This window comes from Cerasibacillus terrae (genome assembly GCF_008039555.1).
In the GTDB taxonomy this organism is placed as follows: domain Bacteria; phylum Bacillota; class Bacilli; order Bacillales; family Amphibacillaceae; genus Cerasibacillus; species Cerasibacillus terrae.
The window spans coordinates 134,547-150,014 of sequence record NZ_VDUW01000001.1 but is presented as its reverse complement, the minus strand read 5'-3'; the positions used below and the strand labels follow the sequence as shown (position 1 = coordinate 150,014).

At 33.7% G+C, this 15,468-nt stretch carries 13 protein-coding genes; 3 read left to right on the top strand and 10 right to left on the bottom strand.

Going from position 1 to position 15,468, the window contains the following annotated elements:
- Positions 1-180: 180 nt before the first annotated feature.
- Positions 181-1,239, top strand: coding sequence for a sporulation integral membrane protein YtvI (gene ytvI, locus FHP05_RS00730; protein ID WP_147665116.1), 1,059 nt, complete (start codon positions 181-183; stop codon positions 1,237-1,239).
- A gap of 129 nt (positions 1,240-1,368) precedes the next feature.
- Here the strand turns inward: ytvI and FHP05_RS00725 are convergent, their stop codons facing one another.
- The 7 genes from FHP05_RS00725 to cyoE all read right to left on the bottom strand — a co-directional run bounded on the left by FHP05_RS00725 (position 1,369) and on the right by cyoE (position 7,863).
- On the bottom strand, positions 1,369-1,824 hold the full coding sequence (locus FHP05_RS00725) for a DUF420 domain-containing protein (RefSeq protein WP_147665114.1): 456 nt from the start codon (positions 1,822-1,824) through the stop codon (positions 1,369-1,371).
- Positions 1,825-1,856: 32 nt separating this feature from the next.
- Positions 1,857-2,771: a cytochrome c oxidase assembly factor CtaG gene (gene ctaG / locus FHP05_RS00720; RefSeq protein WP_147665112.1), complete on the bottom strand. Its 915-nt coding sequence runs from the start codon at positions 2,769-2,771 to the stop codon at positions 1,857-1,859.
- Between the two features lie 177 nt (positions 2,772-2,948).
- Complete coding sequence (locus tag FHP05_RS00715) at positions 2,949-3,275, bottom strand: cytochrome C oxidase subunit IV family protein (protein WP_147665110.1); 327 nt, start codon at positions 3,273-3,275, stop codon at positions 2,949-2,951.
- Positions 3,276-3,278: 3 nt separating this feature from the next.
- A complete protein-coding gene (locus FHP05_RS00710) occupies positions 3,279-3,902 on the bottom strand; it encodes a cytochrome c oxidase subunit 3 (protein WP_147665108.1) in 624 nt (207 codons plus the stop codon).
- A 2-nt stretch (positions 3,903-3,904) separates the two neighbouring features.
- The gene (gene ctaD / locus FHP05_RS00705; protein ID WP_230973899.1) at positions 3,905-5,779 is read right to left on the bottom strand and encodes a cytochrome c oxidase subunit I; all 1,875 of its coding nucleotides are present in this window, start codon (positions 5,777-5,779) and stop codon (positions 3,905-3,907) included.
- 41 nt (positions 5,780-5,820) lie between these two features.
- Entirely contained in the window at positions 5,821-6,873 is a 1,053-nt protein-coding gene (coxB, locus tag FHP05_RS00700; RefSeq protein ID WP_147665106.1) for a cytochrome c oxidase subunit II, read from the bottom strand.
- 57 nt (positions 6,874-6,930) lie between these two features.
- The gene (gene cyoE / locus FHP05_RS00695) at positions 6,931-7,863 is read right to left on the bottom strand and encodes a heme o synthase (protein WP_330998054.1); all 933 of its coding nucleotides are present in this window, start codon (positions 7,861-7,863) and stop codon (positions 6,931-6,933) included.
- Positions 7,864-8,419: 556 nt separating this feature from the next.
- On the opposite strand from cyoE, the gene FHP05_RS00690 reads away from it, so the two are divergent.
- A complete protein-coding gene (locus FHP05_RS00690; RefSeq protein ID WP_147665103.1) occupies positions 8,420-9,337 on the top strand; it encodes a COX15/CtaA family protein in 918 nt (305 codons plus the stop codon).
- Positions 9,338-9,388: 51 nt separating this feature from the next.
- Here FHP05_RS00690 and pyc read toward each other — a convergent pair whose 3' ends face one another.
- From pyc to FHP05_RS00675, 3 genes are all read right to left on the bottom strand, one after another.
- On the bottom strand, positions 9,389-12,832 hold the full coding sequence (gene pyc / locus FHP05_RS00685) for a pyruvate carboxylase (protein ID WP_147665101.1): 3,444 nt from the start codon (positions 12,830-12,832) through the stop codon (positions 9,389-9,391).
- The gene (locus FHP05_RS00680) at positions 12,820-14,013 is read right to left on the bottom strand and encodes an FtsW/RodA/SpoVE family cell cycle protein (protein ID WP_147665099.1); all 1,194 of its coding nucleotides are present in this window, start codon (positions 14,011-14,013) and stop codon (positions 12,820-12,822) included. Before FHP05_RS00680 ends, pyc begins: the two co-directional genes overlap by 13 nt.
- Before the next feature lie 204 nt (positions 14,014-14,217).
- Positions 14,218-14,499: a YlaN family protein gene (locus tag FHP05_RS00675; protein ID WP_147665097.1), complete on the bottom strand. Its 282-nt coding sequence runs from the start codon at positions 14,497-14,499 to the stop codon at positions 14,218-14,220.
- Between the two features lie 341 nt (positions 14,500-14,840).
- Between FHP05_RS00675 and FHP05_RS00670 the strand changes: the two genes are divergently transcribed.
- On the top strand, positions 14,841-15,329 hold the full coding sequence (locus FHP05_RS00670; RefSeq protein ID WP_147665095.1) for a hypothetical protein: 489 nt from the start codon (positions 14,841-14,843) through the stop codon (positions 15,327-15,329).
- The last annotated feature ends 139 nt before the right edge of the window (positions 15,330-15,468 follow it).

Here is a 15,468-nt window from a genome sequence, read left to right as displayed (position 1 = left end):
TAAGAATATTTCTTTTTTAAAAAAGAAACCGCATCAGAAACAAAGTGCTAAAAAAAGCTTTTAATTAAAACTTCATTAATATTTTTTGGAAATTAATCTGTTCAAATACCTTATTACATGCTATATTCTTAATAAGTCATTTGTTCGTCATCTTCCTATAGAAAGGAGATTATATATCGATTGATCCGTAAAATTAGTAAAAAGCATTGGACACTTATTCTATTGTCCGTTTCTCTCATTATCGTGTTTTATTTTATTTTACCAATTTCTATACCATTAGTTGTTGCTTTTTTTACTGCGCTGGCCCTTAACCCGATTGTCCGTACCATGAAGGAAAAATTAAAATTTTCCCGAGAGTTGTCTGTTATTATCATTTTTCTATTGTTTGTTCTATTACTTGGTGTAGCTGGCACATTTATTGTGATTAAAGCTGTTGCACAAATTGTAAATTTTGTTGAAGATGTCCCATTATACTTTAATGAATTGAATAAAATCTACCAAGATTGGGAAACCCATTTTAAGCAATATACTAGTAATATGCCCCCTGAATTCGTTAAACAAGTGACAGATAGCTTACAAGATAATTTATCAACTTTAACAGATAAAGCAAAGGATATTTTTACAATTGATAATATCGCACAAATTGTATCGAAAATACCACAATATTTAATTAGCATCATTGTGTACATTATTGCTTTATTTTTATTTATGATGGAACTTCCTTTGTTAAAAAATAGAGCCTTTTCACTTATGACGGAAACTACACAAGAAAAAGTTACCTTTATGGGAAAAAGACTTTCACAAGTAATGTTAGGATTTCTTAAAGCACAACTTTTTCTTAGTTTAATCATATTTTTTGTATCATTAATTGGTTTATTTATCATTGCTCCAGATGTGGCGATTATCATGTCATTAATCATATGGATTATTGATTTAATCCCCATTATCGGTTCCATTGTAATTCTTGGACCATGGTCATTGTTTATGTTTTTAACAAATGATATATCAATGGGAATACAATTAGCTATATTAGCTATTATTCTGTTAGCTATAAGGCGAACGGTAGAACCGAAAGTCATGGGCCAACAAATAGGACTTTCTCCATTAATAACATTAATTGCAATGTTTTTAGGATTAAAATTACTGGGATTTTTGGGATTTATTTTAGGACCATTAATTGTCATCACCTACCGCTCGGCAAAAGAGGCAAAAATTATTAATTGGAAAATAAAAATATAAAGTAAAATGTCAATCAGTGAGCTTTTTTGCACCCTGGCTGAATGTTATTCCCAAAGTATGGGCTAAAGGTCCTTGATCAAATTGGACAATAAAAAAGTATGAACCATCATAGTGGTTCATACTTTTTTATTACGTACCTAATATTGCTTTAATCAAACTTGTCGTATCTCCGCCTTTATAAAATACATATAGAAGCAAGTATACCGCAACACCGGTTATTGCTGTAAAAAACCAAATAATACTTGTAACTGGCCCAATTTTTCGATGCTTCTTAATATTGCGTTTAAATGCCAATATCAATGTAATAATACCAAAGACAGCTCCAGTAGTAGCCAAGAAGATATGAAAAATAAGGAAAATTGTATAATACATTTTCACTTCATCAGGTCCGCCAAAGCTTGTATTACCTATAAACACCGTCCGTGATACATAAATAATGAAAAACAATAACGCACTAATCGCGGCTGCAATCATCGTCTTTTTATGTGCGCGCTTTTCTCCCTTTATAATGAGTCGCCATCCAATAGCAACTAAAATAGCACTTAAAATAATAAAAGATGTACTTATCGTTGGTAATAAAGGCATATTCTTCTATTCTCCTCTAGGTATTTTTATTTTTATAAATGTGATTCAGGTATCTGATTGGGAATTGGATCCGTCTTTAAATTTTCCTTCGTAAACCATGCATGGAAAACTTGGGTTAAAATGATACCATACGTAATTTCTTGTAGGATTTTCATAATAATACCACCCAATTGTTGATCATCTAAAATGCTTAATGGTGAGAAAAGTTCTGGACCAGAAATTAAATCTGGTATACCAGTTAGAATATCACCAGGAACGCATAAACTTAAAGCTTGAATCCACGCACCACTAGCTGTATATGCTTCATATAACGGTACATCAGCAAAGATAATTAATACACATGCCGGAGTAATTAAAACAGCATTCCCAAAGATATAAAAGATTTTTACTAACGGTTTTAATCGATCAAATTCTTTAATAGGTGACATCATCGGAATAAACATAATAAATGCTGCAATTAAAAGAATTATTGTACTTACGGTATGTGCTGGTATTGATGATTTCGTAAAATCAAATACTGGTGGTATATGATATAATGAAAACAGTCCATTAAATGACAGAATAGCAATAATAGGATGTGTCAATAATTTTAATGTTGGATAAATAATTGGTAAATAAAGCACTTTCTCCCATAACCATTTCGGCAATCCTTTTAATAATAATATTGGAAAAGCCAAATATAATAATGCTAATTGTGTCATATGAAAAGTTAACATAATATGGGATAATAAATCAACCGGAGAGCCTTTTACAACATATAAAATAATGAGTGCAGTATAGACTGCAATATTCTGTTTAAGAGTAGGACGTGGTTTCCCTTCTCCGCCAAACTTATGGCGATACGGACCTGTAATTAAATAATATAAAATACCTAAACTAATGACAAATATCATAAAATATGGACTCCACAAAGCACGAAATCCAAATATTTGTAGTTGAAGCCACATAAAATATCATCTCCATAGATGTGAATTGTTTTCATTAGTATACAACATATCACAAATTAACACTATAAACATGTTTAGAATATGACAAATCATAAACAATTATTTTTGATAATCCAAATTGTTCATTAAAAAGGGAGATCAGATATATTTCTGATCCCCCTTTTGTCATTCAAATAATTACCACCATACGGCTGCTATTAAACCAAAAGTAGTTAGAAATGCAGCCCATGTACCTGCTACAATCATAACGGCCGGCATTGCATGACCTTTTTCTTTCATATGCATAAAATAAAAGAATTGGAATGCAACTTGAGCTACGGCCAAGATAAATAAAAGAAATATAGCAAAGACACGATCCATCACGCCACTTGCAACGACAGCAAATGCAATAATAGTAGAAACTATCATCATTGCAAAGGAGATGACATTACGTTTCATTTCTTCTTTATTTTTCTGTCTGTGAAAATCTGTTAGTTGATTATTGGTATTGGTGTTTTCTGTCACGACTTAGCCCACCTTTCCCATTAGATATACAACAGTAAATACAAATACCCATACAACATCAATATAGTGCCAGTATAAGCTAAATGTATTGAATTTAGGTGCGTTGTATAAATTTAGTCCTCTTCTTGCATTACGAACCATAATGGCAATTAACCAAACGATTCCAAATGTTACGTGCCCGCCATGGAAGCCAACTAAAGAATAGAAAGCTGACCCAAAAGCAGATGATCTAAATGTAAAACCATATTCCGTGATATAATGCGTAAACTCATAAATCTCTAGACCAAGGAAACCAATTCCTAATAGTCCAGTGATACCAAGCCACAATTGCATTTTTTTGAAATCATGATTTTTCATATGATACATCGCATAAACACTTGTTAAAGAACTCGTTAACAACATGACTGTCATAAGAAAGACGAGTTCCAGTCCGAAGAGTTCTTCGGACGATGGACCCCCTGCTGTAGAATTACGCAGTGCAACAAATGAACCAAATAAACTGGCAAATAGTACAGTTTCGCCACCAAGGAAGAACCATAAGCCAAGAAACTTATTTTTACCTTCAAGGGTGGCCTTTTCTGGTGAATTTGGTAATGATTTTGGATTTAAAATCTGATCCTGACTCATGATTATTTAGCCTCCCCTTTTAATTCCTCTTTTGTAATGTAATGGCCAACATCATCTTGTAAAGATCTTACAAGCATTGCTAATAATGCAATAGCCATTCCACCGAATAGTGCAATATACCACAATTTATTTTCTGTTTGGTAAATGAACCCAAAACCTGAAATAAAGAATCCAAGTGTCATAATAAACGGTATGATTGTGTTATTTGGCATATGAATATCTTTCAATGGTTCTGCAGGTGTCATTTTACCATTACCTTCTGTTTTTTCTATCCATAGACAGTCTAAACCACGAATTAATGGTGTTTGTTTCCAGTTATAATGTTCTGGTGGTGATGCAGTCGTCCACTCTAATGTACGCCCATCCCATGGGTCTGCAGCTGCTTTTTCACCTTTTAGCCATACATAAATCGCATTATAAATAAACACAATTACACCAATTGACATGAATAGGGCACCAAGCGAACTAATAAAGTTCCCAGTGTCTAACCCTTGATTTTCTAAAAACACCCAGTAACGACGTGGCATTCCCATTAATCCCAAGAAGTGTTGGATAAAGAATGTCATATGGAAACCAATAAAGAATGTCCAGAATGTAATTTTACCAAGTGTTTCATTTAACACACGTCCAAATATCTTTGGCCACCAGTAATGAAGTCCAGCAAAAATTCCCATTACTGTTCCACCAACAATTGTATAGTGGAAGTGTGCGATAACAAAGTACGTATCATGGTATTGATAGTCGGCCGCAACAGTAGCAACCATGATTCCTGTCATACCACCAATTGTGAAAGATGGAATGAATCCAAGAGCCCATAACATTGCTGAGTTAATTTTTACGTTTCCACCCCACATTGTTGCTAACCAGTTAAAGATTTTAATACCTGTTGGAATAGCAATAGCCATTGTCGCAACAGAGAAAATGGTGTTAGCAATTGGCCCCATACCTACAGTAAACATATGGTGAGCCCAAACCATAAATCCTAAGAATGCAATTAACATTGTTGCAAATACCATGGATGTGTACCCAAATAAACGTTTTTTGGAAAACGTTGAAAATATTTCACTAAATAAACCAAAAACTGGCAAAATCAAAATATACACTTCTGGGTGACCGAAAATCCAGAATAAGTGTTGCCAAATAATCGTGTTTCCTCCAAGAGCAACATCAAAAAATGCAGATCCAAACATACGGTCAAACATTAATAAAAATAGTCCTACTGTTAAAGCAGGGAAAGCAAATAAAATCAAAATACTAGTAATAAATGTCGTCCAAGTAAACAATGGCATCCGCATATATGTCATACCCGGAGCGCGCATATTAATAATGGTTACTAAGAAGTTAATACCACTCATTAATGTTCCTGCACCTGCTATTTGTAATCCCACAGCATAGAAATCAACCCCATGCCCTGGTGATGTAGTGGATAATGGTGCATATGCTGTCCAACCAGCATCAGGAGCACCGCCAAAAAACCAACTCATATTTAGCATGATTCCACCTAAAATAAATAACCAGACCCCTAAACTATTCAAAAATGGAAAAGCTACATCCCTTGCTCCAATTTGTAACGGCATAATCGCATTCATCATACCGAGTAAAAGCGGCATGGCTGCTAGGAATATCATTGTTGTACCGTGCATGGTAATTATTTCATTATAAAAACCAGCACTTACAAAGTCATTTTCTGGTACTAATAGTTGAATTCGAATAATTACTGCTTCAATACCACCGAGGATAAAGAAGAAAGCTCCACCAAAAAGATATAGATGAGCAACCTTCATATGATCGACAGTTGTTAAATAATCCCACAGTACAGCGCCGATACTTCTTTTTTGTGTTACGGCACTGTTTTTATCACTAACTGCAATACTCACAAATTAAACCTCCCTAATTTGTTCTTTTTATTAATTTACACTTATTTACCTGCACTTTCAGGTGTGACATCTGTCACTTTCATTTGCAAGAGGTATTCTGCAATTTTTTCTGCTTCATCATCATTTAATTCTGGATATTTACCCGTCATTAAGTTACCAGGTTTTAATGTTTCTGGATCTTTTAACCAATCTACTAAATTCTCTTTAGTTGGCTCTAAATATCCAGCAATTTTTGTGCGGTTACCAAAGTTAGTAAGATTTGGACCTACTTCAATTGGTGAAGAACCGATAGCATGACATCCCATACAGTTATTCTGTTCAAATAACTCTGCTCCTTCTTGTGCAACTGCACTTTCTGGCTCCACCTCTGGGTCATAGTTTTGCATATCTGCTACCCATTTTTCGTACTCCTCTTTACTTACAACAATTACTTTAAAGTCCATCAAGGAGTGACTTGGTCCACATAATTCAGCACATTTACCCCAGTATACTCCTTCTTCATATGCTTCAATATACATTGTATTCGTATTCTCAGGGTTTACGTCCATTTTCCCACTAATAGATGGTACCCAGAATGAGTGAATAACATCATTTGATTTCATATTTAGATAAACTTTTTCTCCTACAGGAATGTATAAGTCCTGACTTGTTTGAATTTCTTCATCTTGATAATTAAAATGCCACCAGTACTGATTACCTGTAATATCAATATTGATGTTATCGCTCTTATCGCTTGCATCTGCTAAATCAAATGAAACAAGTGTTGTAGGGATTGCCATAATTATAACTAAAATAACAGGAATTACTGTCCAGATGGTTTCTAGTGTGTGATTTCCTTCTACTTGTTTCGGAATAAAGTCCTCTTGTCCTTTCTTTCTACGGAAGCGAATAGCCACATAAGCTAAAAGAATAACTACTATTAAAAGGACACCACCCATTATTACAGTAGTTAAAATAATTAGCTTCATGGATTCATCTGCACCGTATCCTTTAGGGACAAGAGCAGTTAGATTTTCTTTCCCACAGCCCGCTAATAGTAGTGCTGTAAAGCCCATTAGCATAAGAGCTTTGATCTTACCCATCCAACCTTTCATTTTTTATACCTCTCTTTCTCATTTTCAATTAATACATCTTTCATTAGAATGACAATCTTATAAGGGGAAATCTATTGTGACAATTGCCATCGTAATAAAAAGTATTGTTAGATAGTTTAACGAATAAATAAAAATGATATTGGCCCATTTTAAATCATCTTTCATGAAAAAGCCCATAACTCCTAAAATCAGCCAAGCAATGTTTAATATGCTTGCAATTATTAAGAATGCTTTACCAAGGGAAAACATGAAAAATGGTAATGGTAATAAACAAGCAATATAAATAACAATTTGACGCTTGGTCATATCAAATCCATAAACCGCCGGAAGCATAGGAACTTGAGCTTTCTTATATTCTTCACTTTTTTTCATTGCTAATGCTAAGAAATGAGGAATTTGCCAGATAAACATAATAGAAAACAATGTCACTGGTATTATGTGAAGTTCCTGGCTTACTGCCGTCCAACCTATTAGTGGTGGCACTGCCCCGGATATACTACCTACAATCGTGTTTAATGTATATTTTCTTTTTGACCACATTGTATACAACACTACATAGGTAAACCAGCCTACAAAAGCCCATAGTGCTGCTTGCCAGCTAACCGTCAACAAGAATGCATGGCCTACAACAGATAATAAAAAACCAATTCTAAAGGCAACTTTTAATGATATCCTACCTGTAACAGTTGGTCTTAGTTTTGTTCGTTTCATGACAGGATCAATATCAACATCATACCAATTATTTAAAACAGCCCCACCTGCAATAACTAGTGCAGAGCCAACGATTGTTAAAATAAATGCCTCTATGTTATTAATAAATGATGATCCTGTAACATGAAGTGCTAACCAAAATCCAACAAAGGTAGTGATTAAATTTGAATTGACAATACCGATTTTAACTAATGCCTTTAGCTCTGTAATCCATGTAGTATCTTTGTTGAATGAAGTAGACTTAGTCCCTAATTCGGGAGTTATTTCTGTCTTACTCAATTTTCCATAATCCTCCCTTCTAATCATTAATAAAGCTAAAATGATTGTTAAAAAAGTTCCTCTCTAAAATAAAGACGATATACATTATACTGATATATTGCTTTATTACAACCATAAAAATTATGATGCTAGAACTTCTTTCAGATAGAGACTAAACCTACTTCTTTATTATGCATGGCTTTATTCACATTTTGTTCAATTATACAATAGATGTGTCAGTTTTGTGAAATTAGAAGCTAAGAATAAAGAAAGCACATGCAACACTTTGTTTAATAAGGTTTTATAGTATGTTTTTATGTATAATCCCTTCTGCATCTTAACTAAAATTAGAATTGCGATATTCCCCTACATTATTTCTAGCAAACTAAACGCCTTTTTGCAAGTATTTTTACCTTTTTACACTGTGGAAATGGTAGAATGTCATGAATGTGTAACAATTACGTGACATTTATCACTATTTGTTACAATTTATTTGATTTATTATATCATTAACCATTATCATTAAAACCAGGTTTAAAAAATATAAAATAATAATCAGCTGGAGAGAGGCAATATTATGGTAAGAACTTTAAAATGGTTGTCTGTTACAGCCAGTATAATAATGGTATTCATACTAATGGGTGGTGCGTTGGTTACAAAAACAGATTCAGGAGATGGATGCGGAAAAAGTTGGCCTCTATGCCATGGGGAGCTCATTCCATCTGAAATTACTCCAGAGCTTATAATAGAACTAAGCCACCGTGTTGTATCTGGAATCGGTGGGATTGTAATTCTAGCCTTAGCTTACCTTGCATGGAAACATATTGGTCATATCCGGGAAGTAAAATTCCTTTCATTTGTTTCTGTATTATTTTTAATTTTGCAAGGATTAATCGGAGCTGCTGCTGTTCGTTGGGGACAATCTGATTTTGTATTAGCTCTTCATTTCGGTATCTCCCTTATATCTTTTGCATCTGTCTTTTTATTATCCTTGCTTATTTTTGAAGTAGATAAAAAATTAGATACAGAGAATTTGTTTATAAGAAAGAAACACCGAATTGAAATTTATCTGTTGACCATCTACACATTAATTGCTGTATATACTGGTGCATTAGTCAGGCACACGAATGCAAATTTAGTTTGTGCAGATTGGCCTTTTTGTTTCAATGACTCGCCATTTGCAATTTCTGATTATTCATTTGAACAAGCTGTACAAATGGGTCATCGATTCATTGCAGGAATATTATTTTTATGGACTATTACTTTCTTTGTAAGAATGATGAAGCAGTACAGAGATAATCAGGTAATGTACGGAGGCTCCATATTCATGATTATCCTAATTACATTACAAGTCATTTTTGGTGCTTTAATTATTTTCACATCATTAAACCTTGGCGTTGCTTTATTACATGCTTTAGTCATTTCATGTTTCTTTGCTCTCTTATGTTATTTTATCTTATTATCATCAAGAAGTGCTTCTGAAGAAAGTAAATAAAGAGTAATAAAAACAGGTAGCTATTTGTTGCTACCTGTTTTTATTGTTTTGTTATTCAAACTCAATCAATAAATCACCAACTGCTATTGCATCATTATTATTTACATGTACTTTTTTAATAACGCCTGCAAATGGAGCTTGAACCGTAGTTTCCATTTTCATTGCTTCCGTAATGATTAAATGTTCCCCTTTGTCTACTTTTTCTCCATCTTCACAAATTACATTCACTACCGTACCAGGCATCGTTGCACCGATATGCTTTTCATTTGATGGATCAGCCTTTGGTGCTGCTTTATAATCTGCGTCAATACTTTCATCTTTTACAGTAACAACACGTGGTTGTCCATTTAATTCGAAATAAACAGCTCGTGTACCATCTGATCGTGCCTCAGAAATAGAAATCAATTTGACGAACAATGTTTTCCCTTTTTCTATTTCCACTTCTATTTCTTCTCCGAGTTTCATACCGTAGAAGAATGTTGGAGTATCTAATACAGAAACATCACCAAATTCATTGTGAAACTTATGATAATCCATAAATACTTTTGGATATAAGGCATGAGCAATTAAATCAAAACTAGTTACTTGACGATCAAGTTGTTTAAATAACGTATTTCTTGATTCTTGGAAATTAACTGGTTCCAATAATTCTCCAGGACGTTTTGTTATCGGTTTTTTTCCTTTTAAAATGATTCTTTGTAATTCTTGCGGAAATCCTTGATAAGGTTGTCCAATATAACCTTGGAAAAATTCAATTACAGAATCTGGAAAATCAATAGTATCTCCTTTTTCATAGACATCATCTTCTGTTAAGTTGTTTTGCACCATAAATAAAGCCATATCACCAACAACTTTGGATGACGGAGTAACTTTTATAATATCCCCAAACATATCATTCACACGACGATACATTGTTTTTACTTCGTTCCAACGTTCGCCAAGTCCCACAGCTTTTGCCTGTTGTTGTAAGTTACTATATTGTCCTCCAGGCATTTCGTGAAAGTAAATTTCTGTATGTGGAGAATTCATTCCATTTTCAAAATCCTGATAATACATTCTTACTTGTTCCCAGTATTGGGATAGTTGTTCATATCCTTTAATATTTATATTTGGTTGACGTTTAGAGTTTCCTAAAGCGTAGTATAATGTTTGTGCACTTGGCTGAGAAGTATGTCCTGCCATTGAGCTACATGCAACATCAACTGCATCAACACCTGCTTCCACCGCTTTAGCATACGTATAGACCCCATTTCCACTTGTATCATGCGTATGTAAGTGGATTGGTAAATCAACTGTTTCTTTCAAACTATAGATTAACTGGTATGCTGCTTCTGGTTTCAATAAACCAGCCATATCTTTAATTCCCAAAATATGTGCCCCAGTATCCTCTAACTGTTTTGCCATATTTTTATAATACTCTAAATCATATTTTTGGCGACCGATGTCTAGAATATCACCAGTATAACAAATCGTAGCTTCAGCTATTTTATTATTTTCTTTCACTGCTTCAATGGCTGGTATCATATTTTCAACCCAGTTCAAGCTATCAAATACTCGGAAAACATCAATTCCCGCATCAGCACTTTTTGATACAAACTGCTGAATTAGGTTATCTGGGTAATTTTTATATCCTACTGCATTACTTGCTCGAAGTAACATTTGGAATAAAACATTCGGCATTTTTTCACGTAATTTCAGTAATCTTGACCATGGATCTTCTTTTAGGAAACGATATGCTACATCAAATGTTGCTCCTCCCCACATTTCCATGGAAAATAAGTTAGGTAGTAACTGTGCAGTAGGCTCTGCTATATTTAATAAGTCTTTTGTACGAACTCGAGTTGCAAGTAGAGATTGATGCGCATCACGGAACGTTGTATCTGTTAATAATACTTCTTCTTGCTCTTTCATCCATTTTGCTACACCTTCCGGACCTTTTTCTTCTAAAATTTGTTTTGTTCCTGGTTTTAATTCTGTTAATCCAGTTGTTTTGGGAATTGTAATCGAGTCAAAATTCGGTTTTTTCTTTTTAGACAACCCTTCAAAACCATTGATTGTTGTATTTGCAATATAAGTAAGCATTTTCGTCCCACGGTTTTTACGTTTCGGAAAGACGAATAATTCTGGGCTTTCATCAACAAAAGTCGTATTATATTCACCTGATAAGAATTTCTCATGTAACATGACATTTACTAAAAATGGAATATTTGTTTTAATACCACGAATTCGAAATTCTTGTAGGTTTCGAACCATTTTTTGAACTGCTTGTTTAAAATCAAGAGCCCATGTTGATACTTTAACAAGTAGGGAATCATAGTACGGTGAAATTTCTGCACCTTGAAATCCATTTCCAGCATCTAAACGGACACCAAATCCTCCACCAGTACGATATACATTAATCTTACCTGTATCAGGCATAAAATTATTTAACGGATCTTCTGTTGTAACACGTGATTGGACGGCAAATCCCCATGTTTTAATATCTTCTTGTTCTGGAATGCCGATTACGGAACCATGTAGATTTTGTCCATCCGCAATTTTGATTTGGGTTTGAACAATGTCAACACCAGTAATCATTTCTGTGATTGTATGTTCCACTTGTACACGGGGGTTTACTTCAATAAAATAAAAGTCATTTCCTGTCACTAAAAATTCTACTGTTCCTGCATTTATGTAATTAACATGCTTCATTAATTTAACAGATGCATCACAGATTTCTTTACGTAGTTGGTTCGGGATGGAAAAGCTCGGTGCTACTTCTACTAACTTTTGATGTCTACGCTGAACAGAACAGTCTCTTTCATAAAGATGAACAATATTTCCTTCTTTATCACCGATTATTTGTACTTCAATATGTTTTGGATTTTCGATGAATTTTTCTACGTAGACTTCATCATTACCAAAAGCTGCTTTTGCCTCTGATTTAGCTCTTTCATAAGCTGTTTTTAAACTTTCAGGACTACGGACAATACGCATCCCGCGGCCCCCACCACCAAGTGTTGCTTTAATAATGAATGGGTACCCATGCTCCTTACCAAAGGCTTCCACGTCTTCTAATGAATCAACAGGGCCGTCACTTCCAGGTATAACCGGAATTTCAGCATTTACCGCTTGTGTTCTAGCTCTTACTTTATCCCCAAACATATGCAAATGTTCACTTGTTGGTCCAATGAAAATAATTCCTTCTTCTTCACATCTCTTAGCAAATTCGATATTCTCTGATAAAAATCCATACCCTGGATGTATTGCATCTACACCCACACTTTTTGCTAATTTAATAATTCCTTCAATATCTAAGTAAGCATCAATTGGCTTTTTTCCTTCTCCAATTAAATATGCCTCATCTGCCTTATATCTATGATATGAACCAGAATCTTCTTTTGAATAAATGGCTACTGTACGAATATTTAATTCTGTACAAGCCCTGAATATCCGAATCGCAATTTCCCCTCGGTTAGCAACCATAATTTTTTTAATTTGATTTAACTTGACCATTTTCTTCCCCCTCTGTAAGTAACAAAATTCCGTTGATTTAATTTTTGTGGTACAGTCTGGGCAGTTCCTTGGCCCCTCTCATTTCTCTTCGTTGTTGCAGCAATATTATTTAAAATCCCCATTGAAATCATCAATACTAATAATGAGGATCCCCCATAACTAAGAAATGGGAGTGTTATGCCTGTAATAGGTAATAACCCACTAATAGAACCAAGGTTGATAAGGGCTTGAACTCCTACCATAGATGATATACCTATGGCCATTAATGCACCAAAGCTATCTTTACATTTTATGGAGATATAAATCCCCCGAAGAACAATTGCAGATAATAGTCCTATAACAATTGTTACTCCGAAAACACCTAATTCTTCAGCAATTACTGACATGATAAAGTCTGTATGTGCTCCAAATAAAAAGCCCAATTTCTGAACACTTTGGCCTAATCCTTCCCCCGTTATTCCTCCTCCACCAATTGCGAGATAGGATTGGATTAAATGATGTCCAGCCGATTCTGGATCCTCAAATGGCTGATATGCACCTGTAAAACGGGAAATTCTTTCATCTGTAATCATATATGGTATAGCCACTGCTACCACGAGGATACTTACTCCACCTAAAATGAGTATATGCTTAAATCGCATACCTGAAGAAAAAACAATTGTACACGCTATAAGAAAAATGGTTACAGCCGAACCAACATCAGGCTGTTTTAAAACAAGCGCAATGATAATAACCGTCATAATGAGGGGCGGCAAAACCCCTTTTTTAAAATCATTGATATAAGCTTGTTTTTTTGAGTATACGGAAGCCAAATATAAAATAAGACCCAATTTTACAAATTCGGTTGGTTGAATCGTAATAGGTCCAATTTCCAACCATCTTGTCGCATTTCCGCGTGCATCACCAAATAACAAAACACCTAATAGTGAGAATAATGCCAAAGCAATAATCCAAATAATTGCTTTCTCATATTTTTGATATGGAATAATAGAGAATAATATAAATCCTCCTAAACCAAGTACAAACCACTGGCTTTGTTTTACAAGATAGTATGTACTATCTAATCCTTCCATAACTGCGGTCACCATGCTAGCGCTATAAATCATTACAATGCCAAATCCCGCTAAGATAATTGGTGCAAATAATAGTATAAAATCATAGTTCTTTATCTTTTTTAACATGTGCATCTCTCCGACCATTTAGAATCCATATCGATACAGGGGAAATTTTAAATAGTGTGGCACATTTTATATTAGTATAACACAAACCACAACATTAAACATTTAAAATTTCAGACTTATGTATATTTTAAATAAAAAAACCTTGCCTTTCAATCTTAAGGCAAAGTTTTATTCTATTCCATTCTATATGCTCTATCTTGAAAATCAACTAGACTTTTGCGCTTTCTCATGTAAAATATTAAGTTCTTTTTCGAGATTTTCTAATAGAGCTTTCCCTTCACTTTCCTTAATTAAGTTTAGGCGTATAGCAAAGTCGATTTCTCTCGATAAACCAAACATTTGTGTATCCAACACTTCTTCGTATAAAGGACATTGTGGCATTGTTAAGTTATCTATTTGGACTTTTATGAGTCGTAAAATTTTTTCAGCATCAGCCTTAAGAAGGGCACGTGCTTCCTCACGATAATTAATCGTTAACTCAGGCATCAAATACATCCCCTCCATCAAAAACTTAGCACAACAAATGATTAAGAGTATGTTGTCTGTAAACAAATCAATTGCCAATTTATGATATATCTTTATCTTATCGCTTGCCATTCCAAAATGCAAATATAAAGACGAATTATTTATCAATCCTCCTATCCTTTCACATAATCTTTTTCAATCTAAATAATCATAGTAATTTCCCCAAAAAAATACCTAATAATCGTGTAAAATAAAGTTGTGTAATAAATATTTTTCTGTATATATTTTAAAATACTTGTTTCGTGATATTTGAATAGATGTCTGTTATTCTAATAGGGATAGTATAGAAAGGTGGAACAAAAATGATTGTACCTATTGTAGGAAACGTTACATATCCGATTACATTAGATCCTACTGTTTGGATCTTTGATGATCGAAAAATTTTATTAGAAGAAGCATTTCTTCATACTTCAGAGAAAGAAATGACGGAGGAAGAAAAATATAAAAATGCAATTCAAAATAATGACTGGTATCACCATGAACACATTAAACCTCCCGTTAATAAAAGCATATCAAAAAAAGAAAGGGAAGAAGCATTAAAAAATTCCTATGTCATGCCGATCCATCACTTTTTAGAGCATGCGGAAATAAATTCAGACGCAAAAAATGTATCATTAGAAACAAATAAAGGAAATATAAATATTTCTTTAAATCAATTATGGAATTCATACTTACTTTTTGCTGTGAATGGAAAAATAGTTTCAGAAAATGGACCAGTACATCTTTATTTTAAAGACGGTTCCAATCAAGACAAGCCAATCAAGGGAATTTCAAAAATTATAATTGAATAAAGTGAAACTTTAATCTATATTCATATAGCCAATTAATTTAAGATAAAACATTTGAATCATCGAACCCCATCTTTTAAAAAATGTTTATTCTTTTTCGTATAATTTAGCATTTAACACTAAAAATAATACAACATGTCCA